The following is a 26,816-nucleotide window of genomic DNA, read 5'->3' as shown; positions in this document are numbered from 1 at the left end:
ACATACGCCTAAGCTCTTGGTAAACCATATACACACTGCTACGTTATTCCATAGACGCTGATAAAGATCATTACACAAATTAATGGGTCAAAATAGCCGCATCCGTTTGATCAAGCTTATCCTGAACTAGGGGGTTGGACTCAATGACTTGTACCGGCAGATAGCGCAGCTGTAGCTTAATGGGCAAGTAGTTGGGAAAGTTGTCTGCCATATTTTGGGTGATTGTGGCTTCGATTTGCTGCACATCATACGAGCTTGGCGTGGTCTCGCCTCGAATAACCGCCCGCACAACCTCATTACCATCTGCCCTATCAAACTGAGTATTAGTCAGCACATTACCTTTACTTTTAAAGTAACTATTAATGGTCTCTTTGACATTATTCTCAAAGGTTTGTTGCCGAGCATTGGTATTTAGATTAATAGTCAGATAAATACCCAAACCGATTAATAGTAGTAATGTGACCGCATTACGCCGCAAAAAAGTCAAATGAGTGTTTGACTTATAGTCGTCATCGACTAAGCGCCGAAAGCCTAAAAACCAAAGCACCATGGCATTGGTAAATTGGATAGCGATAATGTTGGTTAATGCCAGTAGTGCTGCCCCAAAACCAAGCGTCATCTCGCCATTGGCAAATAGGATGCCACTTGAGGCTAGTGGGGGTACCAAAGCCGTTGCTACCGCCACCCCAACCACCGCGACAGAAAGATGAGGCGATACCATGGCATAAGCCCCAGCCGTACCGCCGGCAAGTGCAATCATTAAGTCCATAGACGTAGGCTGAGTTCGTGATAATACCTCAGCAGTCAACGGCTGACCTTTATGTAACCATCCCACTACAAAGCCCACAAATATCACTAAAAATATGCCAGCCGTTACGGTAAATAGCGACTTGCGTAGTAAGGGCATTCGGTAATCAATAATCGCTAGCGCCACGCCAGTGATAGGGCCTAGCATCATCGCCACTAACATCGCGCCAATAACCACTGCGGCAGAGTTCGCAATCAGTCCATAACTGGCGATAATGGCAGAAAGCATATTCATCATAAAATACATTTTACTGGGCAGCGCGTTAGCCTCAATGGTAACCCGCACTTCTGGGTAGTCTATTTTTTTATGGCTAAACTGTTCAGCAACGAACTGTTTGTAAGACTCAAGTTTGGCTTCTTTTTTTTCTTCTACCTCGTCTTGCTTTTCTTCTACTGTTTCTGCTTCTGATGATTCACTCTCATCGCCATCGTCTTGTTTGTCATTGACAGTGGGTAACGTGGTATCAATATCTTCTTCAAGCGGCATGTCACTGCTATTAGCGCTATTACTATTACTCTCTCCAAGGTTACTAGAAGCTTCAGGGATATAAGAAACATCAAAAATGTTTTTAGATTCAACAGAGGTATCAACGGATGGTTCAGAGGGTGGATTTGGCTCGTCAATAACTTCAGCCTCAGTTTCCTTATTATTTACTTGAGCGCCGTCTTCGTTTTGGGCTTCTGCTTTGAGCACTTCGATAGCAATTTGAGTTTCGGGGTCAGGGGTCTCTAAGGTCGCGACGACCACATCGGGACTGGGCGAAGTCATTGTTACTTTAGGTTCAGGATGCTGGGCCTCCTTGTCGCCCTCAATTTCATCAGCGTCCATTTCACCAGAATCTAGGATGTCAGCGTCTTTTTTATTACTGGTATCGTTATCAATAGTTTCCTGACTGGTATCTTCTGCTTGCCCATTATTTGCTAGCTTAGCAGGAGTATTATTGAGTGCAGATGATTCGTTATCTGGCGTAAAAGTCGAAGACTGCGGGTCTTGATTTTTGTTTGAAGACAATGGGGGTTTGACAGATGAGGTCATGGTAACAAGGCTTTATCAATAAAAGAAAAGAAAGTCACCATTGTAATGATAAACCACAAAAAACATATCAATTTTTTGCTAATAAAAGAGGTTATATGCACAAGCTTATATCAGCAGAATTGAGAAGTGAATAAGAAGTACTGATAATAAAAATTGAGGAGAAAAAAGAAAGCAAAATGGGTAATAAATTAGGAAATAGACTGTTTTTGTAGCACTTCAACTAACTCCTTAATATTAGCATGGTTTTGAACAAAAGTCAGCTAGGATAAGTGCCTTGCGAGTCTAGCTGAAAGGCTTACTATTTGTGTGGATATAAGGTATAAAGGAGTTATACCCACACACAATATGAGGAATACGTTATGAATTGGCCACTATTCTCCGTGATCTACTCAATAGCAGCAACTGTTAGCATCGGCGTTCTTATGATTACCGCATTGGTAACTGGATTTAATGAGATTCCCCATATCCAAATGGCAGTGGCTGCTGGCGTGTTAATCTCTGTTCCTGTTGGATTATTCTATACCAAAAAAATTGGCAGTATTACTGGTAACGAGGAAGGCTATAAAGTTTAATACGTGAAGGAATGTTGTTGCGCAAAGGATTTGCTGCTCCACCTTACTACTAGAAGATAGACCTGATAAGGACCGTTTTTTATTATCGGACTGGTTCAATCAATGAAAAAAAAGACCTTTATTTAAAAGGTCTTTTTTGTACATATCTCAATTAAATGGCACTAGCCTAAGGGCTATTTTAGCTCAACGGACGCGCCATTTTCGATATTGGCATAGACTTCTAGTACATCCCAGTTGGTCAGTCGTACGCAGCCTGCTGAAGCTTGACGGCTGATGCCTTCAGGCTTAGGTGAACCGTGTAGACCATAAGAAGGTTTAGACAGTCCCATCCATACGACACCTACTGGGTTGTTCGGTCCAGGCGGTAGCATATGTACTTTCTTTTGATCGCCTTCACCAACAGTTGCTTTATACCACGGCATCTTGACTTTATTGACGATCTTATAGCTGCCTTGTGGTGACGGGGTACTGTCACTACCGACAGTAGTCGGATAAGTAGCGACTAGCCTATTACCATTATAAGCATATAAGGTTTTATCGGCTTTGTTAGCGACTACGCGAGTAATACGCTCTTTAAGTGGGCCGCGGGTATTGAGCACAGTGACGGTTTCACCTGCTTGATAGGCTTTATTCTTATTCAACTTATCAAGATAGCGCACGTCCATATGAAAACGCTCACCGAGCATCTCTTTGATATCCTGGTAATATAGACCTTTCATCTTTGACTTGGCCTCTGAACCTGAAGGCGTAGAAGCAAAATTGGTTTTAATATCAGCGTCAGTTAAGGTGTAAGTGACTAAAACGGGCTTATTAGCAGGAATATTTTTAATTAATGCATTCCATGTTTTTTGATCCATCTTACCCGTTGCTGACAAGCCTTTCATATTTTGAAAGTTGATTAAGGCTTTTTTGCTGTTCATGCCCCAACCGCCATCAATAGCACCAGGAGAGGCATGGTTCCAATCCAGCAGGGCTTGCATCTTAATAGTCATCGCCGAGTTAACTTTCATATTCGGTGACCAGGTAGCACCGTTTACCTGTTTGGCATAATTAGATAAGTTCAGCGTCGTATGTTTTTTACCATCAACATCTTCGATATTCTTGATAGTAGGGTCATCACTAAAGTCTTGACGCTGCTCATGCTTAGGCAACTCAAAAGCCAATGGATCAGACGAGTTAATAGATGACAGGTCGCTAGGCGCGGCAACAGCTTGACCTTCACTGATGTCATCAGTGCTATCAGACTGCTGGTCTTTACGAGTCAGCTCTTCTGCGCTCATGTTATCGGCGGCAGTCGTTTTTGTGTCTGCTTTTAGTTGAGCGTCTTGCTTAGCGTTAATTAACTGATTCATACGATCAGTTGGTTTTGCTGTATTAGTGTCAGGTTTAGCCGTAGGCGTCGTTACTTCAGCACGACCGTCGACTGAGCGGCTACGGCTTTCCTGCACATTGAGGCTAGCTAAAACAGCCATACTAGGCAGCTTGTCAGCCGCGCGGCTATTGTCATTAGGTGCGGCAAGCGCGCTGACGCTAATACTTGCAGCAAAAGCAGCAATCGACATTGAGGTAATGAGTGGCTTTATTTTCATCATGTTTAGTCACAGTTGGTTGTTACAATGGGGCTATTATGCGCATAATTTAGATGCTTCGCAAACTTTCGACATATCTTTTTATACCAATAGGCTATTAGGCGTCAATCACTGACGTATTCACTACAGTTTGGTGATAATTGGGTTATGGTCTATAGAGCGTATTGCACAGATTTTTGATTCAGTAAGCTTATGGTAACGTAATAGCTTAATAAAAATAAGGGTCGCTGCACTGCTATTCTCATTATGCTGTTATGCTAATAAAGTGGATTTCCAGCAGATTAGCTTTCTTTGTACAAACCGCATTTATCTTAGTAAATTCTAAGCAATTTTTTTATAATAGTAAAGGCAACAGCGATTGGCGCTACCTAGCGTTTGCGTCTATAATGCATCAATATATTTTTATTTAAACCATAAGCTTTTAGTCGAAAGCTATTTAACTTATTCACATGCCGCTAATAAGCATGTAGTAAATTAACACGTAATTTATAAGGTGCGATATGTCAGACGACCAGATCATGAGCGCAGAAGAGTTTCAGAATCAATATTTGAGTGATAATGAGTCTCAAGACTTAGACCTAGATCATGATTTAAAGGCAGATGAGTCCGGACTTCTCATTGAGGATAGTGAGTTTGCGACCCTGCATGCTGAGCTTGAAGAAGCGCGTCAGCAGCTGGTTAGCATTCGTGACTTTATTCGCTTTTCAGTGACCCAGTTGCGCAATTATGATGTGGTAGTGGCACAAGGAACGACGGACGAGTTTGCTGAAGCCTCAGCGATTGTTTTACATTCTCTATCTTTAGATTGGTCAGCGAATGAACAGATTCTTGACTGTCGTTTGACCACCTCAGAGAAGCAAGCGGTGCTGAGCTTATTAGAAGAGCGCATTGCTGAACGTAAACCATTAAGCTATTTGATTAATTTATCTTATTTCTGTGATTTACCGTTTTATATCGATGAGCGCGTTTTGATTCCGCGTTCACCTATAGCAGAGCTGATTCGTCAGCAGTTCTATCCGTACTTTGATGTTAATGAGCTTGCTAAACCACTAGGCGCAACGGTCAATGATCAGTCAACAGTATTTTATGATCATGGCCTTGATATGAAGCAATTGTCACAGCCAGAGCGTATTTTAGATTTATGTACCGGTTCTGGTTGTATCGCGATTGCCTTGGCAACGCGTTTCGTTGATGCGTTGATTGATGCGGTTGATATTGATAAAGGGGCGCTAGAAGTCGCGATGGTCAACGTTGATCATCATGGAATCGGTCATCAAGTCAATGTTATTGAATCTGACTTATTTGCCAAGATACCAGCTGAGCATCAATACGAGCTGATCGTTACCAATCCACCATATGTCGATGCTGCCATCATGGCAGACTTGCCGCCTGAGTTTTTATATGAGCCTGAACATGCGCTTGCTGCTGGTCAAGATGGACTGGACTTGGTGCATCGTATTTTGTTCGAAGCCGCGGATTACTTAAGCCCTGAAGGCTTGCTAGTCTGTGAAGTTGGCGATAGCGAATGGGCGCTTAGTCAAGCTTATCCTGATATCAAGTTTGATTGGTTAAAGTTCGCCCATGGTGGTCATGGTGTATTTGCCATTACCTTTGATGATTTGATTGAACACCGTGAGCTGTTTGCAAATTATGTTCAGCTATTAGATAGTAGTCATTAAAATACCAAGTGCCAGAATAACAGGTATTAACCTAACGGCTACTACACTAGTATTAGTTACGTAGTTATTTCTGACAACCAATAATCAAATACTCATAAATAGAGTTAACCGGTTTAAGGACAAACATGGCAGGCAATAGTATTGGAAAACTTTTTTGTGTGACCACTTGTGGTGAGTCACACGGTGCCGGCCTAATGGCTATCGTAGACGGCGTGCCGCCAGGTTTAGCGTTATGCGAGGCTGACTTACAAGTTGATTTGGATCGTCGCAAACCGGGCAGCTCTAAATACTCGACTCAGCGCCGTGAGTCTGATGAAGTTGAGATTATCTCTGGCGTCTTTGAAGGTAAAACGACAGGTACTTCCATTGGCTTATTGATTCGCAATACCAATCAAAAGTCAAAAGATTATAGCGAGATCCAAGACACTTTTCGCCCCGGTCATGCTGACTATACTTACAGTATGAAGTACGGCTTTCGGGATTATCGCGGTGGTGGACGTTCCTCAGCACGTGAGACTGCAATGCGTGTTGCTGCGGGGGCTATTGCTAAAAAGTACCTGCAAGATCGCTTGGGTGTCCAAGTTCGTGGTCATGTGACTCAGATAGGCCCTGAACATAGTCAAGTTTTGGACTCTCGGGAGATTGATTGGGAATTTGTGAATAGTAATCCGTTCTTTTGCGCCGACAAAGAAGCGGTGGGGCGTTTTGAGACTTTAATCGATAGCTTGCGCCGTCAAGGTACCAGCTGCGGGGCGCGTCTTGAAATTATTGCCAGCGGTGTCCCTGTCGGATTGGGCGAACCTGTATTTGATCGCCTAGATGCGGATATTGCCCATGCGATGATGAGTATCAATGCAGTAAAAGGCGTTGAGATTGGGGATGGTATGGCAGTTGCTGAACAGTTTGGACATAGTGCTCGTGATGAGCTAACACCAGATGGGTTCACGGCCAATCATGCTGGCGGTATTTTAGGCGGTATTTCCTCAGGACAAGACCTTCGCGTGAGTATTGCGCTCAAGCCAACCTCTAGTATTACTACTGCCGGTAAAAGTATTAATACTCAAGGCGAAGCAGTCGATATGTTGACTAAAGGTCGTCATGACCCTTGTGTGGGTGTGCGTGCAACGCCCATTGCGGAAGCGATGCTAGCCATTGTATTGCTTGATCACTATCTGCGTCACCGGGGTCAAAATGCTGATGTTGAGCAACCGGTAGCTTCAATTACCTAAGCTATTTATTATTGAGTGATTAACCCTTTATTCTTTCTCCAATTAGAAAGGGTAAAGGGTTTTTTGCGTCTTTAGAAAGTTAAAATTTAGTGAATAGTCTTTAGACGATAAGGACTGCTAGATTGCGTGGTAGGCTACTAAGAAAAGATATGTTGAGCAGTGAACTGCAATGCTCTAAACAGAGCTCAGTCACAAGGCTTAGAGTAGATGTAGTATACTGAGCGTCATAATAAAAATGATAAGCATAATGTATATATAAGCATTGTTTAAGGCTAAATCTATAAAATTTATCTATAAAAAGGATATCAAATGAGCAAATATTTAGATTGCGTTATCGTCGAGCACAATCCTGCCCAAAAAACTATTAATCGGGCAGTTATCTGGCTACATGGGTTGGGTGCCAGTGGTCATGATTTTGAGCCAGTTGTCCCACAATTGGGACTCAGTAAAGACATGGCGGTACGTTTTATTTTCCCGCACGCGCCCAATCGGCCAGTGACTATCAATGGCGGCATGGTGATGCCTGCCTGGTACGATATTCTAGAGATGAGCCTCGAGCGTAAGGTAGATATTGATCAAATCAAAGAGTCTACTCAGCAAATTCATGATTTAATCACTCGTGAAATAGAACGCGGTGTGGCGCCTGAGCATATTGTCATCGCTGGTTTCTCGCAGGGCGGGGCAGTGGCTTATCATGTGGCACTTGGCTATCCACAGCGTTTAGCTGGATTGATGGCACTGTCTACCTACTTAGCGACTAATGATAACATTGACTATAGCGCCGCTAATAAAAATATGCCGATATTGATTGAGCATGGCACTCATGACCCAGTTGTTTCTGTTATCCTTGGTGAGCAAGCAAAGCAGCTATTATCCGCTAAAGGTTATAATATCGATTATCGAACTTATCCAATGGCACATCAGGTCTGTATGCCGCAGATTCAAGGTATCGGCGAGTGGTTGAATGAGGTGTTAAGGTAAAAGTTTTTATAAATTACGAAGCTTTATAGTACTCCACTTGATAATATTTAAATTAAGAGAAGTCGAACATAAAAGCCAACCGTGTTATGCGGTTGGCTTTTATGTTGTCATAATAAAATGAACAATAGTAAAGAAGGCGTTATCGTTTTACAATAATATCTATAAGGATATCTAGCGTAAGATTAAAGTTACGTTAAAGAACTGTGTAGCTTATGATTCAATCAGAAAGAAACTTTCGGAGGTTGACTATGCAACTCACTTATTTAGCTTTTTATATTGCTGATCAGGGAAAGATTTTAGACCGAATCATTAGTATGATTGACGGTTCACCTTATAGTCATTGCGAGCTGATAATTAATGATCTTGGTGATCGATGTTATGACTGTATTAGTTCAAGTCATCGTGATGGTGGACTGCGTCGCAAAACCATACATATGAAGTCTAATCACTGGGTACTGATACCTGTTATGTGTGATATAGACTATGCCTTACGTTGGTTTAATAAACGCCAAACCTTTAAATATGACTACCTTGCCTTAATCAGAACCATAATTCCAGGCTTCTACAATCCTGAATATCGATTATTTTGCTCTGAAGCCTGTGCAGATATGCTTGAGTTAGTAGATCCAGCAAGTTATGGGCTCAGAAAGCTACATCGTTGGGCTTTAAATAACTCTGCTACTCATTGATCAGCTGCGGGACAGGGTGGTGTCTTTTTGAAGTGACTGTTATTGAGATTTAAAATAATATATCAATCAGAACCTAAGTAGAAAATTCTAAATTATAAGCAGCTAAATATAAAATCCTCTATAGGATATAAAAAATAAGACATAAAAAAATCCGACCACATTAAGTGATCGGATTTTTAGTGTTTGGTGGAGATGGCGGGAGTTGAACCCGCGTCCGCCAGCATTACGCTCATGAATCTACATGTTTAGTTTCTGTCTTTGGCTTTAACTCGCACCGATCCGACAGTCAGGATGGATTGAGCGATTCTCTACTTTTGAACCCAAGCAATTGAGACAATCGCTTGTGGCGATCCTATATGCGGACGCCTCAACTTAGTTGACCAACTATAGGTAATCAGCAACCAAGTAAGCAGGGTTTAAGCTGCTAGAGCGTAATTTTCGTCGTTTGCGACTATAACAATATATGTTTGATTAACGAGAGGACATATACTCTCGACATGCATCATTGAGTTTCATCACCAGCGTCGAAGCCAGAACATCCCCAATAGAACGACGAATTATAAAGTATTAACAGATTGATAGCAAGGGCGCCATCTCGAATATTTACACTTAGTAACACATAAGGCTAGCTAGAATAAAATTTAAATCCATTACCCACAAAAAAAGCCAGCATTATGGCTGGCTTTTTTTTAGACTTGAGTCAGATTCCTAAAGATTACTCTTCAGAGTCATCCTCATTCTGATCTTCTGCTACTGCTAGTTCTTCGTCATCACCATCTTCAGATAAGATAGTGACTAAGATGCTGGCAATAACGTCATGATGTAGCTGGATCTCAACGTTATATTCACCAACTTGACGTAAAGCACCGTCTGGAAGTTTAACTTCAGCACGGTCAACTTCTAGGCCTGAATTGGTTAACGCTTCAGCGATATCGCGAGTACCGATAGAGCCGAATAGTTTGCCTTCATCGCCTGATTTGGCGCGCATGATAACATTAACGTCAGTTAAAGCATCAGCACGTTCTTGAGCGGCGTTAAGTTCTACTGCCTCTTCAGCTTCAAGTTCAGCACGACGTGCTTCAAACTTTTCAATGTTAGCTGCCGTTGCAGGTAACGCTTTGCCATGAGGGATAAGAAAGTTACGTCCGTAACCTGGTTTCACATCGACAGTTTCACCGAGTTTACCAAGGTTGACGATACGCTGTAACAAAATAATTTGCATGAGTCACTCCTAGATAAACGTCAATTACTGATGATTGTCAGTATACGGAAGTAGCGCAAGATAGCGAGCTTGCTTGATAGCAGTGGCCAGTTGACGCTGATATTTAGTAGATGTACCGGTAATACGGCTAGGTACGATCTTGCCATTGTCACTGATATACTGTTTTAGCAATTCAACATCTTTATAATCGATGTGAGTGATGCCTTCAGCAGTGAAACGGCAGAATTTGCGACGGCGATAGAAACGTGCCATAAGTATTCTCCTTTAATTAGTCTTCACTGTGGTCATTGTCGTCATTATCGTTGTCGTTACGACTGTCTGGACGACGGTTAGCTTTACGTGCGCGTTTTTCATCGGCATTTTTGGCTAACTGTGACTCTTCAGCGATTGCGTCGTCACGGCGCATAACTAAGCTACGAATGATCGCGTCGTTATAACGGAATAATTCTTCAAGTTCAGCTAAAGTCTCACCATCACATTCGATATTGAATAAGACGTAATGAGCTTTATGAATCTTGTTGATTGGGTAAGCCAATTGACGGCGGCCCCAGTCTTCTAGACGATGGATAATGCCGTTGTTGTCTTGAACTAATTTGATATAGCGTTCAACCATGCCGACCACTTGGTCGCTCTGGTCTGGGTGTACAATTAACACCACTTCGTAATGTCGCATTATGGCTCCTTACGGATTAGGAGCTATTAACCCTATGTTAATAGCAAGGAGATTTATAAAGTAAGCTCAAGCCCAAAGAAAAACAAGAGATAAGCTTATTTTATAAAGCGCCGTATTGTAACAGTAATCGCGCTTCAACACAAAGGTTAATAAACGAAAGACTGTCAATAAACAAATATAAATAGACCGCTACCAATAAATGAATATAGATAAGGTAATATGAAGAAAAAAGCAACGGCGTAACGCTGCTTTTTGCTACTATTTTATGGTCTGTATTTAATAATCGTACTTATAGGCTATTAGGCTATTTTACTTTTGGCTGTTTAACCAATTGACTACTATCCGCTTTTACTACTAAGGTCTTGGCTAACTTATCATGCCAGCCAATATTTTCTGGGCTTTTAGAGGCCATATAATAATGAACCGCAATGACCACAAAACCTAAAAAACTAGTAAATGAGAATAGCAAATTATAAATGATAAACAGTAGCAAAGTACGCACACCAATAAGCTTAATAAATGATGGCAAGCGGTGAGTGGTTTGATCCACTACGCGAATACCCGTAATTAGCTTACCTAACGATTGTCCACGCAGCGTAATAAATACCAGTTGCAAAGCAAACAAACCGAATACTAGCACTTGTGACATCATCAGCGTCGTGCTGGGAATACTCTCCATCAATGTCATTGAATACTGGTAAGCGGCGTCCATGTTCTGAATATTTTGAAATTTTGAGTAGTCTACGTCCATTTTGGTCAATGCCATCACCAGCGGAAAAATCGCTAATAGATACATTAAAGCATTGATTGCTGTGGCCAATACTCGCGACATAATAGGCGCAAGCACCATATTACCGAGCATTTTATCTGATCCCAATACCGGTATAGTACTACGCGGCTTGTTCAGTGACACGTTATTATGCGGTGTTTGATGACGATTGGTTGTCATGTCAGTTTTGGCATTTTTAGCGTCAGATTTTGGCCTTTCAGGCTTTCCATAGAGTCTATCAATGGAAACCTTATTGCCATTCTGATGATTACTATTAACATTGCTATTAGTATCAGAATCTTCAGGGAACACGGTGACATTATTGACAATCGAATCATTAACAATAGAGTCATTGGGTGCAGCAGCTGTAGGGCGATATACGTGTTGATTGCCCGTTAAATCGCCAACACGCTGCCACTGACTTAAACCGTCATGCCATATCAAGTCATCGAGTACTACTTCACCCGATGCCAGCATGATATTGAGCTGATCCAAATCGTAGGGACCTGCTTGTACATTATTTCGAGCAAGAAAAATCTGCATAGTTGCCTGCATAGTTAGTCGTATCTTAAGTCATTATATAGTAAAACAAATACCAGCTCGTTATTGCGCTGGACACGTTTAACGTACTAGCCTTCAGAAGCCAGCGACAATTTGTACTTGCCATCTGGATGTTAAATTGGTATTTGATTCACTATATTAGGGCACTTTTGCTGTTTTACAGCGTTTATTTGTAATCATCAAACCTGCCCTAATGACAAAGTTTCTTATGCGGTGTCTTCCGGTGGTGACTTACTGGACTTCTTCACCCGCTAGGAAGAACCACGTATCGAGTACTGAGTCAGGATTCAATGACACTGAGCTGATACCTTGTTCCATCAGCCAGTAAGCAAGATCTGGGTGGTCAGATGGTCCTTGACCACAGATACCGATGTATTTGTCAGCTTTGCGACAGGCATCAATAGCCATAGACAGTAATTTTTTGACTGCAGGATCACGCTCATCGAATAGATGAGAGATGATACCTGAATCACGGTCAAGACCGAGAGTCAACTGAGTTAAGTCGTTAGAGCCGATTGAGAAGCCATCGAAGTGTTCCAAGAATTCATCTGCGAGTAAGCAGTTGGTTGGTAGCTCACACATCATGATAATGCGTAGACCATTTTCGCCACGTTTTAGACCATTTTTCTCAAGTAAGTCGATGACTTGCTTGGCTTCGTCAACAGTACGAACGAACGGAATCATAATCTCAACGTTGGTCAAGCCCATGACATCGCGCACACGCTTAAGGGCTTTACATTCAAGCTCAAAGCAATCACGGAAGTTGTCGGATACGTAGCGGCTCGCACCACGGAAGCCCAACATTGGGTTCTCTTCTGAGGGCTCGTATAATTTACCACCAAGCAGGTTGGCATATTCGTTCGATTTGAAATCTGACATCCGCACGATAACGGGCTGATCCATAAAGGCAACGGCTAAGGTTGAGATACCTTCTACCAATTTATCAACATAGAAGTCAACCGGCGAGGCATAACCGGCAATGCGCTCATTAATCGCTTGAGCCACTTCACGTGGTAGGCTATTCATGTTGAGTAGCGCTTTTGGATGCACACCGATCATACGGTTGATAATAAATTCAAGACGCGCCAGACCAATACCTTCGTTTGGCATTTGGGTAAATGAGAAAGCACGATCTGGGTTACCGACGTTCATCATAATTTTGAATGCCAGCTCTGGCATAGACTCAATAGAATTGGTCTGTATTTCAAAATCAATTTGGCTTTCATAGATAAAGCCAGTATCACCTTCAGCACAAGAAACGGTAACATCTTGACCGTCAACTAACAGCTCAGTGGCATTACCACAACCAACGATAGCGGGTACGCCAAGCTCACGAGCAATAATCGCCGCGTGACACGTACGACCGCCACGGTTGGTGATAATGGCTGACGCCCGCTTCATAACTGGTTCCCAATCCGGATCGGTCATATCTGAAACTAAGACGTCGCCTTCTTGTACTTTGTCCATCTCGTTTAAGTTGTCAACGATACGAACTTTACCAGAGCCGATACGTTGACCGATTGAACGACCTTCGCACAATACTTTAGCGCCAGTGGTATTAATCACATAGCGTTCCATGACGTTGCTGTCTTGACGGCTCTTTACGGTTTCAGGACGGGCTTGAACGATAAAAATTTCATTGGTGTCGCCGTCTTTTGCCCATTCAATATCCATTGCTTGGCCATAATGCTTTTCGATGGTCATGGCTTGTTTGGCAAGTTCAATCAGCTCTTCAGTAGAGAGTGAAAACTGCATACGGTCTTGTTTTTCAACATCAACGACTTTAACTGATTTAGTAGTGCTGCCTTCTTCGCCATAGATCATTTTCTTCTGCTTACTGCCTAGGTTACGGCGAATGACCGCAGGCTTACCATTAGTAAGCAGTTTTTTTGATAAGTAGAATTCGTCTGGGTTGACTGCCCCTTGGACGACCATTTCACCTAAGCCATAGCTTGAGGTGATAAAGACCACTTGATCAAAGCCACTTTCAGTATCTAGAGTGAACATTACGCCGGCAGCGCCAGTTTCTGAACGTACCATGCGTTGAACGGCTGCAGAAAGGGCAACACCTTCGTGCTCAAAGCCTTTATGCACACGATAAGAGATCGCGCGGTCATTATATAATGACGCAAAGACTTCTTTAATGGCGATAAGGACGTTATCGATACCGCGGATGTTTAAGTAAGTTTCTTGTTGACCGGCAAATGAAGCATCTGGTAAATCTTCAGCAGTCGCAGAAGAACGAACGGCAACGGCGATATCTTTGCCATCGCTCATCTCTTCAAATGATTTACGAACGTCTTGTTCCAGATCTTTTGGCAATTCTTGCTCAATGATCCAGTTACGGATTTTTTTGCCAGTAGCGGTGAGTTTATTCACGTCATTAACATCTAACTCTTTAAGTTCGCTGTTAATTTTGTCAAGTAAGCCGGTTTCGGTCAAAAAACGATTAAAGGCATTGGAGGTAGTGGCAAAGCCACCAGGGACACTGACGCCCAAATCAGACAGATGACTGATCATCTCGCCAAGTGAAGCGTTCTTACCACCAACGGTCTCAACATCGTTTTTTCCTAGCTGATCAAGATTGATTACAAGTGCTGTAGATTGCAGTGCCATGATAACTCCAGAAAATAAGGTTATTTAGTAAGGATTATAACGCTAAATTATACCGCTATATTAGGACAATTTCGAGGGGTTAGACCAAAAATATTATGAAAAAGATACAAATTGTAGTGTTTTTTGATAATTGACCAAGATATCGGTCTATAAGCATCCAATATAAAAGAGCAAAACTGCCTTAGATATTTGCATAAAATATACTTTTATGTGTAACACCCACTATTTAATAGTACAGAACTTAGCACAAAATAGTAGGATGGTAGGTTGGGGTCGTTGTTAGCCAGTTATGCTAACATTGATTCCTATTGAGCGTCTATTATGGGTATAATGTAGGCATAAATATCAAGCGCGCGCGATGACGCTTAGGATGATTCAGTTGATAGATAGCGACGTTCCATAATTGACTATCTACATACTGTTCTTATTGGTAGTAGGATAATCATTAATAGAGTAGTGACTGCCTTTGCGATTGTTTATTCCTATCGTTTATAAACGTCTAGGATGATAAGTTTGAATGATAGGAGTATGACCAAGATATCTGTAAGATAAAACCTCACAGCAGATTTTTAGCATCGTTCATCTCAGCATTAGTCATCTTAGTATCAGTCATCATAGCGCGCTACTATCAAGGTTCTTAAATTATGTACGCTAACAATCCGTCCGAACAAGATAAACCCACTATTCAGAACCGCCACGCCTTAAGCTTGGATAATTCACAAACCATAAGAAGTGCGTTTTTTATCTCTGATGGTACCGCTATTACTGCTGAGACCCTTGGACGCTCTATTTTGAGTCAGTTTGCTTCTGTGCCTTTTGAGACTCGTGTTTTACCCTACGTTGATACCTTAGAGCGCGCTGAAGATGCCGTTGAGCAAATCAATATGGCGTATCAACGTGATGGTCTGCTGCCACTGGTTTTCGATACCATCGTTAGTCCTGAGATACGCGAAAAAATTAATTCGGCGCATAGCTGCAACTTGGATATGTATGAAGGGCTGATTGGCCGCATCGCCGAAGAAATTGGTATTGAGCCTGATGGTCACTCTGGTCACGCGCATGACAATGTCGACTCTGAGACTTATAAAGAACGTATCGATGCGGTACATTTCGCTTTAGATAACGATGATGGTGCGCGCACGCGTCATTATAGTGCAGCAGATATTATTCTTATTGGGGTCTCACGCTCGGGCAAAACCCCCACTTCATTATATTTGGCCTTGCAGTTCGGTATTCGTGCCGCTAACTATCCGCTGACCGAAGATGATTTGTATGACAATCAGCTACCAAAAGCGCTGCGTGAGCATAAAGACAAGCTATTCGGCCTTATCATCGATACTGATCGCTTGGTGAAAATTCGTCAAGAACGCCGCGCGGGTAGCCGTTACTCCAGCTATCAGCAGTGTCAGCAAGAACAACGTGCCATTCAAGGAATTTATACCTCGCAAGGTATTCCGAGCCTTGATGTCTCCGAGATGTCAGTTGAAGAGATTGCCACGCGTATCTTACAGATGACCGGTCTTAAACGTCGTATTGGTTAAGTGGCCGTATTGGTTAAGTAACCGTAGCTATGATTATGATATTGCGCCTTCATATATAGTTGTTACATATCCAATTACGATTATACGGTCATCACTATATTTTTATTACCACAGAGTTTTTATTACCCTATAGAGAGTGCTATGAGTTTAACCCATAAACTGTTCAAATCTCCCTTATTATTGGTAAGTCTGTTATGCAGTGCGACTTTGCTTAGTGCCTGTCAGACCTCACCTTTTGCTCGCGAGCCTGTACCTGAACCGCGTTATATCCCAACCATTGTGTTGGGTGAAGCGCAAACCTTAACCATTATGCCAACGCGTGTGGCCTGCGAATCAGCGCTACCTATGCAGTGTTTACTGGCTAAATCAAGCAAAGACGGTTCCGTATTTCAAATCCCTTATGACTGGATTGATGACTTTAAGCCAAGTCTTGGAACCGAGTATATGATTAGCGCACGCCCCCAAATCGACGAAGGCAAGCAGAGCCCGACTGGACACTGGACGTTGCAAAAAACCCTATCACAACGTATGGTAGGCACACCCTAATGACAGGCTAAATGCTAACTCAATAGTAGCGTATTTAGCATCGACTCATTCATAAATTATCTAATAAATAAATAAATCAAGAGGATCACATGGGAAGTAAACGTAAAAATGATACCACCAATGATACTGGTGAAGACACCCATACTGAAGTTTCTAATAAAGACAGTGGCAGTGCGCCAGTGACAGTCCCTGAACAGACCAAAGAGGCAGATAAGAAAGAACAAATCGAACAAACACACGAGCAAGTGACTGACGATATTATGCATCACCCTGATCTAGTTAATCCGCTAGATGATACGCGCATCGACATTAAGTCTGGATTTAACAAAGATTCAAAGCGTATAAAAGGGGATAAACACGAGTTTGAATATGATGTGGTCGTACTAGGTGCCGGTCCTGCTGGTGAAGCTGCCGCCATGAAATTTGCCAAATCCGGCAAAAAAGTCGCAGTCGTTGATCCGCGTGAGCAAGTAGGCGGTAACTGTACTCATGTCGGGACGATTCCTAGTAAAGCGCTACGCCAATCAGTATTTAACTTGATTAACTTTCGCCGTGATCCGATGTTCACCAAAGCGATGGACTACCATCAAGTACCGCTAAATATTGTACTGGCCAAAGCACGCCAAGTCATTCGTCGTCAGGTCAGTACCCATACCCGTTTTTATGAACGCAATCAGATTGAAGTCATTCATGGCTGGGCAAGCTTTGCGGACGCGCATACATTGCGGGTTGAAACTGACGAAAACGTCTTTGAAACCATTACCTTTAATAAAGCAATTATCACTGTTGGCAGCCGTCCGTATCGTCCTGATACGTTAGACTTTGACCATCCACGCGTCTTTGATTCTGATAAAATCCTACAAATGGATTATGTAATCAAAAAAATCATCATTTATGGTGCCGGTGTGGTTGGTTGTGAATATGCGTCTATCTTTACGGGTCTTGGCTATAAAGTTGATTTGATCAATAACAAAGACCAACTGCTCAGCTATCTTGATAGCGAAATCAGTGATGCCATCGCCCATGATTTTAGACAATTTGGGGTACTGATTCGCAGCAATGAAGAAATCGATCATCTAGAAACTCATGCTGACCATGTTATTTTGCATCTAAAAAGTGGCAAGAAAATCAAGTCCGATGCTATTTTGTGGTCAAATGGTCGCTCAGGCAACACTGAAGGACTCAATTTAGAAGCCGTTGGTCTCAAATCTAATAGTCGTGGCCAGCTCAAAGTAGATGATACTTACCGTACGGAAGTCGAAAATATCTATGCTGCTGGTGATGTTATCGGCTGGCCATCGCTGGCTTCTGCTGCTTATGATCAAGGGCGCTGTGCAGCGGCCTTTATGGTTGGTGATAGTGATGCAGAACCGGTCTCTAGCGTACCAACAGGCATTTATACCATCCCTGAGATTTCATGTATCGGTAAAACCGAGCAAGAACTGACGGATGAGAAAGTACCTTATGAAGTAGGCCAAGCATTCTTTAAAGATTTGGCACGTGCTCAAATTATCGGTGAACGTTCTGGGGTATTAAAAATATTATTCCATCGTGAGACCTTAGAGATCTTAGGTATTCATTGTTATGGTAACCATGCTTCAGAGATTATTCATATTGGGCAGGCAGTGATGAAGTGTTGCAATACACTTGAGTATTTTGTGAATACTACCTTTAACTATCCGACCATGGCAGAAGCCTATCGGGTCGCGGCACTGAACGGTCTTAACCGCGTGTTCTAATCTTTAATAAAAAAATATTTTGATAACAAAAGCGTCTGCTCCCTATGCAGGCGTTTTTTTTGCTTAATTTTTTACCTAAAAATATTGTTATCTTTCTATTCAACGGCTGCATTTTTTGCTATGGGCCGTGTACGCCAACGCAACAGCATCAGTAAGAGAAAATAAAGCAGCCATAGACCTGCAAGCGCATAAAATCCGGTTGCGACTTGCGCTACGCTTGCGCCCATTTGATTGAGCTGCACAGACGTATTAATAGCCGGAGTAGTAGGCACAAGCCAGCGTACCAGTTGTAGTACTTCAGGCAGTTGGTTTGCCGGCCAAGGATAACCACTCAAGAAAAATATCGGTAATGAGCTGAAGATTAAAAGTTGCAAACCCCGCTCGCGCTGTCGAAACCAAAGCCCCAACACACAGCCAAGGGTTGCTACTGTTGGACAAAATAATAGTAAGAACAGTAAGCTGCCCAGCATATTTTGTCCACGCGGATAGTGATGGAGCTCAAATGCCCAGCCATAATAAAAGCAGCCAATAATAAAACTTAGCATACTCAGCGCCATAATTCGTCCTAACCAACCACGTACGCTGGTTGCATGGCGGCGTTGCTCATACCAAGTACCTATCAGCATGGCAGTTGCCATTAATAAGGTCTGTTGTAAGATAAGAATAGATACGGCAGGCACCACGTAAGCGCCGTAGCCTTCGGTTTGATTGTATAAAGGAATAATTTGTAGGGGCATCGCTTGCGTATTTTTTATTGCCGTTGGTGAATAAGCCCCTTGCGCGATATTCTTTTTGACTTCAATACCTGCCGATACGGTACTGATGGCTTGCAAGAATCCCAACTGAACGTTTTTATTTAAAATAAAATAGCCACCATTGCCTAACACACTGACATGCGCCGCTTTACCTGACAATACTTGTTGCTCAAGTCCACTGGGGATAATCATATAACCAGCAATTTGGTCTGACCACATCGCTTCTTTAGCGGCTTGTGCATTGATAAAACGCTGCGTATCCAGTTGCGGACTGGCACTGGCATAACGAGCAATGGTGCGCGATAAATTGCTATTGTCATTATCAATAATACCAACGGGCACATGATTGACCACTTCGGATGAGTACGGCCATGGATAAAAGAAACCATAAATAACTGGTGCGATAATCAACATTAAAATCACGCCTTTATCGGCAAAAATATCTTTTAACGTTTGCAAAAAGCTTGCCCAAAATGTTTGGGTTGCTGGTAGATTTTGCGGGGTAGATTTTGCTAGCTTGGTTTGCGGTAGTGGCGACATTAGCGTGCTCCCCAGCGTTCAGGATGCGCCAGTGCGCGTTTGGTTAATAAAGCGGTAAGGCTCATGGTAATGACGGTTGCTAGCGCGAGCCCATAAACAATCGGTAAGGATATGGCGACTGGTGCTTGCATCTGTAATTGGGCAATATGTAGCTTGAGATAATGGGTTAAGGGTAGTGCATTTGACCAGTGCTTGGCGCTGTCACTGATAGCGATATAAGGGAAGGTGACGCCAGCAAATGCATAAGAAGGCGCGGAGATAAAGCCAGTCGCCGATAAGCCACTACGTAGCGAAAATGACCCTAAAGTAAAAATGGCGCCCAGCCAAAAGGACAGTTTCATCAGTATCACTAGCCCGATATAAGTGGCTATCCAAGAGGCAAGGGCAATATCTTGCTGATAAGTGGCTAGCCATAGCGCCAATGCTGACCACAGACTATAAGCCAGCGTCGGCCAAAAGTATTTGCCGGCTAGACCCGATAGCAATACTAAAATACTGACATTCTGAGGCGCTTTTAATTGATTTTTTGGCTTATTATTTTTGATAAGTGGGTTCTGATTTTTTTCTAATTTATCGTGTTGCCATTCTTTATTATTTAATAACATTAAGTCAGGTTTGCCCGTATCAATAAAACGATACCAACGCCCAAGTTGCTTATCGCGTAACTCGCGGCCGATAGTGGTTGCGCCAATCACCATTGCCAAAATATGCAGTAATGCGGGAATAACGGTCGATGCCAAAAATTGCTGATAGTTGGTGGCGGCATTAAACAGGCTGATACGTTGAATGCTAATAGGCGAGTAGGCGATGGCCGCTTGTGAGGGTGCCATGCCTTGCTTGACCAAGCGCTGAATCTCAACACCTGCGGATAATGTACCAACGACAGCTTGTACACTTTTTTGGATAATGCCAGAATGAGTGCCGTATTGGGCGTTGACTTGCAGCATAATGGGCGCTGGTTTGCTAGATAAGATATTACGTGAAAAGTCCTCAGGGATAATAACCACCGCATAAATATCGCGCTGTAAAATAGCTGCTTCAGCATCAGCTGACGAGTGGTAGAGATTTGCAACGGTAATATCAGGGCTGGCTTCCAAATAACGCACCAGTGTATTGGCAACAGGACTATGGTCTTGGTCAATGACGCCAACGGGTAAATCGGTAATTTGGGTTTGCGAAAAAATCCACCAAATCAGCAGCACCGTCGCCAGTGGTATCCACACTACCATCGCCAAATCCCATTGGTTTTTGGCTAAAAAGCGACGCTCATAGGCGGCACTGCGTGAAAAAGCCTTAATCAGGCGCATGGCTTACTCTGGGGTCTGATTGTTGGTTTTTGACTGAGGCGCTTGCGGATTGATACGCACGATGACACTCATTCCTGAACGGATACGTGCATCTGGCGCGGTTGGATGCGCCTTCACTTCAAAGGTACGTACATCAAAGCCATCATCATTATTGGTCGGTCGCCACGTGGCAAAGTCCGATAATGTCGAGGTCGCATATACTGTAAATTGCTTAGTATAAGGACGCTCAGGCATCGATAGGGCAGGAATAGTACCGGTAAACTGCTGACCAATGGCAAACTGATTTAGGTACGTTTCGGTGACGTTTAATACAACCCATTGATTGTTGGTATCCACCAAAGTGAGTAGCGGTACGCCTTGACCGATGACTTCGCCTGCGCTCACGATGACGTTATCGACAATGCCAGCAATCGGACTTTTGAGATTGGCTTCTTCTTTGGCAATCAACGCTTCCTCTAGCTTGGCATCCACTTGCGCTACTTGCGCGCTCGCTGCCGACTTGTCTTCACTGCGCGTGCCTTCTTTGGCTATTTCGTATTGCAGGCGCGCTGCTTCGGTTTGGTCTTGGGTAGCCAGATACTGAGCGTAGGCCTCGTCACGTTTTTGCCGTGCCATTAAACCTTCTTCATAAAGGCGATTGATACGCTCATAAGTATTGGCTGCCAAATCTGAGGCGGCTTTATGAGCTTGCCAAGCTGCTTTTGCTTGGTCAATTTCTTGCGGGCGAGCACCATTTTCGGCTTTATCCAGTTGGCTTTGAGCTATTTGTTTGCCAGCGCGTGCTTGATTAATTTTAGCATTAATCTCTGGCGAGTCCATTTCAATGAGCTGCTGACCTTTAGTCACCATATTGCCTTCAGTAACCAAAATAGTGGCAATACGCCCCGGAACTTTTGCCGCGATAGAGGTTTGCTGCATTTGCATCTGCCCTTGCAACGTAATTACTTCCGGCTCACTGTACTCATTACTCTTGAATAAACCATAAGCGATGACGCCAAGTACTATGACAATAAGAAGCGCAAGAATGGATTTTTTGATGACCGTTGACCTGTCGCTTTTCGATTTGTTGTGGTTATAGGTAGAAGTACCTTCCTCTGGCTCAAGGTCAGTGCTAGAGTCAGTCGGGGCACTGTTATTAGGAACACTGCTATGAGCGATAGGGTCATTAGGCGGATTGTTATTAGCTGCATTCTCACTGTGCGGTGCGTCTGATTCGCGTGAGTCGTCTGAGGGTTCATGCATGACAATGAGATTCCTAAAGCAGTAAAGTCAGTGATAATCAAAATAAAGGGTTTATTTTTATAAGGTAACGACACATTTTAATATTAGCTATTCTGTTTTTTAGTTATAGCTAGAGGTCAGGCTACTCACTATATAAAGTTGGTAGTCTAATATCAGCGGCATTGAGATAAGCATTAAAGGCCAATGGCGTACCGCAACTTTGCATTAAGGCTGCAAGCGCTTGCACATAACTGTTCGCCGCTTGGGCTTGTTCGGTGCGCGCTTTGAGATATTGGGTTTGTGATTGCACTATTTCAACGGTGGTATTCACGCCTTCTTGTAGACCCAAACGGCGCAAGCGTAATACTTCTGCGGCCAAGTCGACATTGCTTTGCAGCGCCTGATAACGCGATTGGGCGTTATTGACATCGTGCCAGTTCTTTTCCACCAGCAGTAATAGGTTGTCACTGACTTCAATCTCAGATAAATCAGCTTGACGGATTTTGGCGGTACTGGATGCCAATGATGCGGTTTTATCAAGACCGCCCCACAGCTTCCAACTGGCTGAGACCCCTGCTACCCAACTGGGTTTTTCGTCAATTTGACTGAAACCATATAGCATAACGGTCGGCTTATAACCAGTGTCAGATAATGCGTGTAGCTGTTGGGCTTGCGCACGTTTGGCAGCGACTTTTTGTAACCCCGGATGATGATTGAGTGCCAGCTCTTGAAAATAGCTCACATCGGTCAGTGGACGGCTGGAAACAAATAAGGGCGTGGTGGGTTTGATACGATAATCCGTACGTAGCAGGCGCTGCAAGGCAATCATCGCAAGGCGGGCATCATTATTAGCGTTAATAGCCTCACTTTTAGCATCAGCCAGCGCCGATTGCGCCTCCAAACGGTCAATACGGGCGATAAAGCCTTCTTCAAATAACCGTTGTGCCATATGATCAGTCTGCTGCAAAGTGTCATAAGCATCTTCGCGTAAATAAGCAGCAATAATCGCCAATTGCGCCTTAAAATAACGCTCAATCAAGGTGTTATACAGCTCGTTTTTATCTAAAATACTGTCCGCCACGGCCTCTTGGGTGCGTGCATCTGATATTCCGGTCAGCGCAGTGCTACGTCCAGCCGTGTATACCGGCCAAACCACACCAACCCCTGCACCTGCTCTACTACCGGAGCGTTTAAAAGCGTAAGAATCTGGAATACGATCACCGACCAATTCACCGAAGTTTGGCAAAGCGGGTAAGGCAGGAATAGGAGGAATGCCGCTGCCTGCATCGGCACCTGTATTATTGATACCGCTAATCACCTCATTTTTGAGCGTTGATAAGTCAATATCTTCTTGCAAGGTGTAGGCGTTGGCGGATACTTGGGCAAATACGAATGGATTATCAAGGGTTTTAAGCGCCGCCGTTTGGTATTCACTAGAGGCGATTGCTGCTTGATTGGCTGCTAGTTTTGGTGAGACTTGTAATAAAATATCCTGCGCTTGCTCAAGACTCAAAAAGCTGGCAACTTCTAACGAATAGCTATTGTCAATGCGTTTACGAGTGATGGGATCAATAAGACTATCAAGTTTAAGGCTGTTTTTTTGCGCAATATCAGGTGCGTTTTTGCGTACTGTTAAACTATTTTTATCGTAGTTATTCACATTAGTGTCGAAAATTTGTGTGGTTGCGACCGGTGTTATCATGTTTTGGTGCTTATCACTTTGCCTAGCGGTATCCGTATTAGCAAGCGTAGAACCGCAGAACCCCAGTGACAGGGTAGCAAGCATAGCAGTAGGTAAGAAGGATAAAGCACATTTCATAATTCAGATAAACCATTAATGAGAAAGGACGATGCTAATAACACAGCCTACACTGTAGGGCCACAATCATGACGGGTCAATGCTCAGTAATTGCTTGTTTTACGTTGAATAAAATGGTCGATTATGTTTGTCATATCAGTATAAAAGTAAGGCAGCACATTTTTATCCCAAAAGTATACAAGGTTTGCGGTCAGCGCAGATAAGCATTTTGTTATATTAGGATCAATAATCGTTAGATAATAGTGGGGGATGCTGTATTTTTGCATGCTATAAATACATATATCTTTAATCATTTGGTTGGTTATCAAAGCAATACTTAATAAAAATAAATGACATTACAATAAGGAATAGGCGATGGCAGGATATATTTTGGCCTTGGATCAAGGAACAACGTCGAGTCGGGCAATTTTATACGACGACCATGCACGGCCAATCAAAATTGTTCAGAAATCCACTACTTTACAGACGCCAAAGGCTGGTTATGTGGAGCAAGATGCACGCCAAATTTGGCAAACCCAAATCAGTTGTGCGCATGATGTGATTAATCAAGCGGGGCTCTTGGCAACTGATGTTACCAGCATTGCTATTACCAACCAGCGCGAATCTATCGTCATCTGGGATAAGCAAACAGGGAAAGCACTGGCGCCAGCGATTATTTGGCAAGATCGGCGTACCGCCAGTTATTGTCAAGCACTTGCGGACAACGATACTAATAAAGACAGCGATATCTCAAAGGAAGTGCAGCGTATCACCGGCTTGCGTTTGGATCCTTATTTCAGCGCTAGCAAAATTGCTTGGCTACTTGAGCATTATCCTAAGATTAAGGCGCGCGCGAGCAGTGGTCAGATAGCGGTTGGCACTATTGACAGTTGGCTAATTTATCAGCTTACCGGCGGTGAGCACGTCATTGATATTACTAATGCTTCACGCACCTTATTATATGATATTCATAAACTGGCATGGTCAAATGAGCTTTGTGCTCGTTTTGATATTCCCCAGGCAATACTACCGAAAGTGTTGCCTTCTGACAGTGAGTTTGGCAAAACCAAAAAAGGGCTGTTCGCCAAACAAATTCCTATTCATGCGGTATTAGGGGATCAGCAAGCCGCGCTATTTGGGCAAGGTTGTCTTGATGCAGGTATGGCCAAAAACACCTATGGAACCGGCTGTTTTATGCTTATGAATATCGGTCAAACGCCTAAGCTTAGTGAGCACCAATTGCTGACTACTATCGCTTGGCAACGCAAAACTATACCCAGCCGCGTCGATAATTTATCCATAGGTCAGGTTATACAATCGGGCAAGCGTATGCTCCAAGCGCCTAAAAAAAACGTGACTTATGCATTAGAAGGTAGTGTATTTATGGCTGGCGCAATCGTGCAATGGCTGCGTGATAATCTAGGTATGATTAAACAAAGCTGCGATATTGAATCGTTAGCATTACAAGTGGATAGTAGCGAAGCGGTGGTATTACTACCTGCCTTTACCGGTCTGGGCGCCCCTTATTGGCGCTCAGATATCAGTGCCAGTATTAGTGGGATGAGCCGCGGAACCACTAAAGCGCATATCGCACGTGCTGCTCTCGAAGCGATTGCCTATCAGACTTACGACGTACTTATTGCCATGCAAAAAGACAGTCCACATCCGCTTACCGAACTGCGCGTTGATGGCGGTGCGGCTAACAATGATTTATTAATGCAGTTTCAAGCCGACTTATTGGGGGTGCCGGTGCTACGTCCGAAAGACACAGAAATTACCGCTAAAGGAGTGGCTCTACTGGCCGGGATTAAAAGTGGGCTATACGATGAATCAACTATAAAGGCATCTTGGGATGTCGACCGTATCTTTGAGCCTAACATGCCCGCTGATATCCGCCAGCAGCATCTTACCAAATGGCAAAGCGCTATCGCAAGAGCGCTGATAGACATTTAAGCTTTTACTTAAATAGCTCTATTAATACCAGTCTCAACAATTACCTTAATCGATAACTATTCATGTAAGTCTGTCATAAACATACATGCTGTAACGTAAGCTCATCGTGATATGGACATAGCTTACATAACCAGTCTATCTGCCAGTGAGAGTAATTTTTTATACTTTAAGAGTAATAACGGGAATTGCTAAATCGACTCATCTTATAGAAAATTTTTAGCAGCTACTAATTAAACCTATAATAACTAATTAAGGGATTATATTATGAACGACAATGAACGCATGATAAACAATGATGATCGTATGTTAAACGATGACAATCGCATCGCTAACGAACGCGTCATCAAAGAAGACGATCCTATAATAACGGACAATAATCTTGAAATAGGGGATAGAGAACGCATAATAGATGACAATGCCCGCAGATTAGGAACTTCTGATCATGTTGTGAATCACAGAACGACAGATAACCATGACAACATTGACCGTCATGACGTAAAAGCCATGTCAAAAGAAACCAAAGAAGATTTGAATGCGGATATGGTCACCGGTGAACCAGGATCACATCCAGTAGGTACTGCTGTTGGTGGCGTTGGTGGTGCAGTAGCGGGCGCAGCTATTGGTTCAATGGCAGGTCCATTGGGAACACTTATTGGCGGTGCTATCGGTGCTATCGTAGGCGGCGGAGCAGGCCATGCTTCAGCAGAAGCAATTGACCCCACGCGTGAAGAGGCTTACTGGCGTGCTGAACATGCTAATTCTGGTTATTCTAAAGAAAGCTATGATTTTGACCGTGACTTACATCCAGCTTATGCGGTAGGTTATGCCAACCGTGCCCGTTATCCTGTAGATGCACACTTTGATGATCATGAAGCAGATCTAAAACGCTCATGGGAAGAAGTAAAAGGGGATTCAAACTTGGCATGGGATGAGGCTCGTCCAGCGTCACGTGATGCTTGGAACCGTGTCAGTTAAGTCGCCAAAAAATGTTAT

The 26,816-nt window shown here is 43.2% G+C and carries 21 protein-coding genes and 1 other RNA gene; 10 read left to right on the top strand and 12 right to left on the bottom strand.

The features are described from left to right. Positions 1–79: 79 nt before the first annotated feature. Positions 80–1,843 carry a DUF389 domain-containing protein gene (locus tag AAEY88_RS02665; RefSeq protein ID WP_350558661.1) on the bottom strand — a complete coding sequence of 588 codons (1,764 nt, stop codon included), beginning with the start codon at positions 1,841–1,843 and terminating at the stop codon, positions 80–82. Positions 1,844–2,202: 359 nt separating this feature from the next. Here AAEY88_RS02665 and AAEY88_RS02660 point away from each other — a divergent pair, with 359 nt between their 5' ends. Continuing rightward, positions 2,203–2,415, top strand: coding sequence for a hypothetical protein (locus AAEY88_RS02660; RefSeq protein ID WP_350558658.1), 213 nt, complete (start codon positions 2,203–2,205; stop codon positions 2,413–2,415). Between the two features lie 173 nt (positions 2,416–2,588). Here the strand turns inward: AAEY88_RS02660 and AAEY88_RS02655 are convergent, their stop codons facing one another. Next, positions 2,589–4,007, bottom strand: a complete 1,419-nt coding sequence (locus tag AAEY88_RS02655) for a L,D-transpeptidase family protein (RefSeq protein ID WP_350558656.1) — start codon at positions 4,005–4,007, stop codon at positions 2,589–2,591. Between the two features lie 497 nt (positions 4,008–4,504). On the opposite strand from AAEY88_RS02655, the gene prmB reads away from it, so the two are divergent. The 4 genes from prmB to AAEY88_RS02635 all read left to right on the top strand — a co-directional run bounded on the left by prmB (position 4,505) and on the right by AAEY88_RS02635 (position 8,582). Continuing rightward, positions 4,505–5,683 (top strand): 50S ribosomal protein L3 N(5)-glutamine methyltransferase, encoded by a 1,179-nt coding sequence (prmB, locus tag AAEY88_RS02650; RefSeq protein WP_350558653.1) that lies wholly within the window; start codon positions 4,505–4,507, stop codon positions 5,681–5,683. A gap of 125 nt (positions 5,684–5,808) precedes the next feature. After that, on the top strand, positions 5,809–6,912 hold the full coding sequence (gene aroC / locus AAEY88_RS02645) for a chorismate synthase (protein WP_350558650.1): 1,104 nt from the start codon (positions 5,809–5,811) through the stop codon (positions 6,910–6,912). A gap of 309 nt (positions 6,913–7,221) precedes the next feature. Beyond that, positions 7,222–7,893 carry a dienelactone hydrolase family protein gene (locus tag AAEY88_RS02640; RefSeq protein WP_350558647.1) on the top strand — a complete coding sequence of 224 codons (672 nt, stop codon included), beginning with the start codon at positions 7,222–7,224 and terminating at the stop codon, positions 7,891–7,893. A 248-nt stretch (positions 7,894–8,141) separates the two neighbouring features. Continuing rightward, the gene (locus AAEY88_RS02635) at positions 8,142–8,582 is read left to right on the top strand and encodes a hypothetical protein (RefSeq protein WP_350558644.1); all 441 of its coding nucleotides are present in this window, start codon (positions 8,142–8,144) and stop codon (positions 8,580–8,582) included. A gap of 184 nt (positions 8,583–8,766) precedes the next feature. Here AAEY88_RS02635 and ssrA read toward each other — a convergent pair. From ssrA to ppsA, 6 genes are all read right to left on the bottom strand, one after another. Then, positions 8,767–9,125: a transfer-messenger RNA gene (gene ssrA / locus AAEY88_RS02630) on the bottom strand. 172 nt (positions 9,126–9,297) lie between these two features. After that, positions 9,298–9,804, bottom strand: coding sequence for a 50S ribosomal protein L9 (gene rplI / locus AAEY88_RS02625; RefSeq protein WP_350558641.1), 507 nt, complete (start codon positions 9,802–9,804; stop codon positions 9,298–9,300). Positions 9,805–9,828: 24 nt separating this feature from the next. After that, entirely contained in the window at positions 9,829–10,056 is a 228-nt protein-coding gene (rpsR, locus tag AAEY88_RS02620; RefSeq protein ID WP_068404827.1) for a 30S ribosomal protein S18, read from the bottom strand. Between the two features lie 16 nt (positions 10,057–10,072). Beyond that, positions 10,073–10,477, bottom strand: coding sequence for a 30S ribosomal protein S6 (gene rpsF, locus AAEY88_RS02615; protein WP_350558638.1), 405 nt, complete (start codon positions 10,475–10,477; stop codon positions 10,073–10,075). 304 nt (positions 10,478–10,781) lie between these two features. Continuing rightward, positions 10,782–11,801 carry an RDD family protein gene (locus AAEY88_RS02610; RefSeq protein WP_350558635.1) on the bottom strand — a complete coding sequence of 340 codons (1,020 nt, stop codon included), beginning with the start codon at positions 11,799–11,801 and terminating at the stop codon, positions 10,782–10,784. Positions 11,802–12,038: 237 nt separating this feature from the next. After that, positions 12,039–14,423, bottom strand: a complete 2,385-nt coding sequence (gene ppsA / locus AAEY88_RS02605; RefSeq protein WP_350558632.1) for a phosphoenolpyruvate synthase — start codon at positions 14,421–14,423, stop codon at positions 12,039–12,041. Between the two features lie 644 nt (positions 14,424–15,067). Between ppsA and AAEY88_RS02600 the strand changes: the two genes are divergently transcribed. The 3 genes from AAEY88_RS02600 to sthA all read left to right on the top strand — a co-directional run bounded on the left by AAEY88_RS02600 (position 15,068) and on the right by sthA (position 18,249). Further along, entirely contained in the window at positions 15,068–15,964 is an 897-nt protein-coding gene (locus AAEY88_RS02600) for a pyruvate, water dikinase regulatory protein (protein ID WP_407074383.1), read from the top strand. A gap of 141 nt (positions 15,965–16,105) precedes the next feature. Further along, on the top strand, positions 16,106–16,510 hold the full coding sequence (locus AAEY88_RS02595) for a hypothetical protein (RefSeq protein ID WP_350558629.1): 405 nt from the start codon (positions 16,106–16,108) through the stop codon (positions 16,508–16,510). 89 nt (positions 16,511–16,599) lie between these two features. After that, a complete protein-coding gene (gene sthA / locus AAEY88_RS02590; protein ID WP_350558626.1) occupies positions 16,600–18,249 on the top strand; it encodes a Si-specific NAD(P)(+) transhydrogenase in 1,650 nt (549 codons plus the stop codon). A 95-nt stretch (positions 18,250–18,344) separates the two neighbouring features. Here the strand turns inward: sthA and AAEY88_RS02585 are convergent, their stop codons facing one another. From AAEY88_RS02585 to AAEY88_RS02570, 4 genes are all read right to left on the bottom strand, one after another. Then, positions 18,345–19,544, bottom strand: coding sequence for an ABC transporter permease (locus AAEY88_RS02585; RefSeq protein ID WP_350558623.1), 1,200 nt, complete (start codon positions 19,542–19,544; stop codon positions 18,345–18,347). After that, complete coding sequence (locus tag AAEY88_RS02580; protein ID WP_350558621.1) at positions 19,544–20,851, bottom strand: ABC transporter permease; 1,308 nt, start codon at positions 20,849–20,851, stop codon at positions 19,544–19,546. Before AAEY88_RS02580 ends, AAEY88_RS02585 begins: the two co-directional genes overlap by 1 nt. Positions 20,852–20,854: 3 nt before the next feature. Continuing rightward, positions 20,855–22,093 carry an efflux RND transporter periplasmic adaptor subunit gene (locus tag AAEY88_RS02575; RefSeq protein WP_350558619.1) on the bottom strand — a complete coding sequence of 413 codons (1,239 nt, stop codon included), beginning with the start codon at positions 22,091–22,093 and terminating at the stop codon, positions 20,855–20,857. A gap of 121 nt (positions 22,094–22,214) precedes the next feature. Then, complete coding sequence (locus AAEY88_RS02570) at positions 22,215–23,891, bottom strand: TolC family protein (RefSeq protein ID WP_350558616.1); 1,677 nt, start codon at positions 23,889–23,891, stop codon at positions 22,215–22,217. Between the two features lie 354 nt (positions 23,892–24,245). Between AAEY88_RS02570 and glpK the strand changes: the two genes are divergently transcribed. Together glpK and AAEY88_RS02560 are read left to right on the top strand one after the other, a co-directional pair. Then, positions 24,246–25,823, top strand: a complete 1,578-nt coding sequence (gene glpK / locus AAEY88_RS02565) for a glycerol kinase GlpK (protein ID WP_350558613.1) — start codon at positions 24,246–24,248, stop codon at positions 25,821–25,823. A 504-nt stretch (positions 25,824–26,327) separates the two neighbouring features. Continuing rightward, positions 26,328–26,798, top strand: coding sequence for a hypothetical protein (locus tag AAEY88_RS02560; protein ID WP_350560423.1), 471 nt, complete (start codon positions 26,328–26,330; stop codon positions 26,796–26,798). Positions 26,799–26,816 lie beyond the last annotated feature (18 nt).

The sequence above is a fragment of the Psychrobacter sp. CAL346-MNA-CIBAN-0220 genome (assembly GCF_040309805.1).
GTDB lineage: Bacteria > Pseudomonadota > Gammaproteobacteria > Pseudomonadales > Moraxellaceae > Psychrobacter.
Note: the sequence above shows the minus strand (reverse complement) of the source record. Positions and strands in the feature narration are given on the sequence as shown.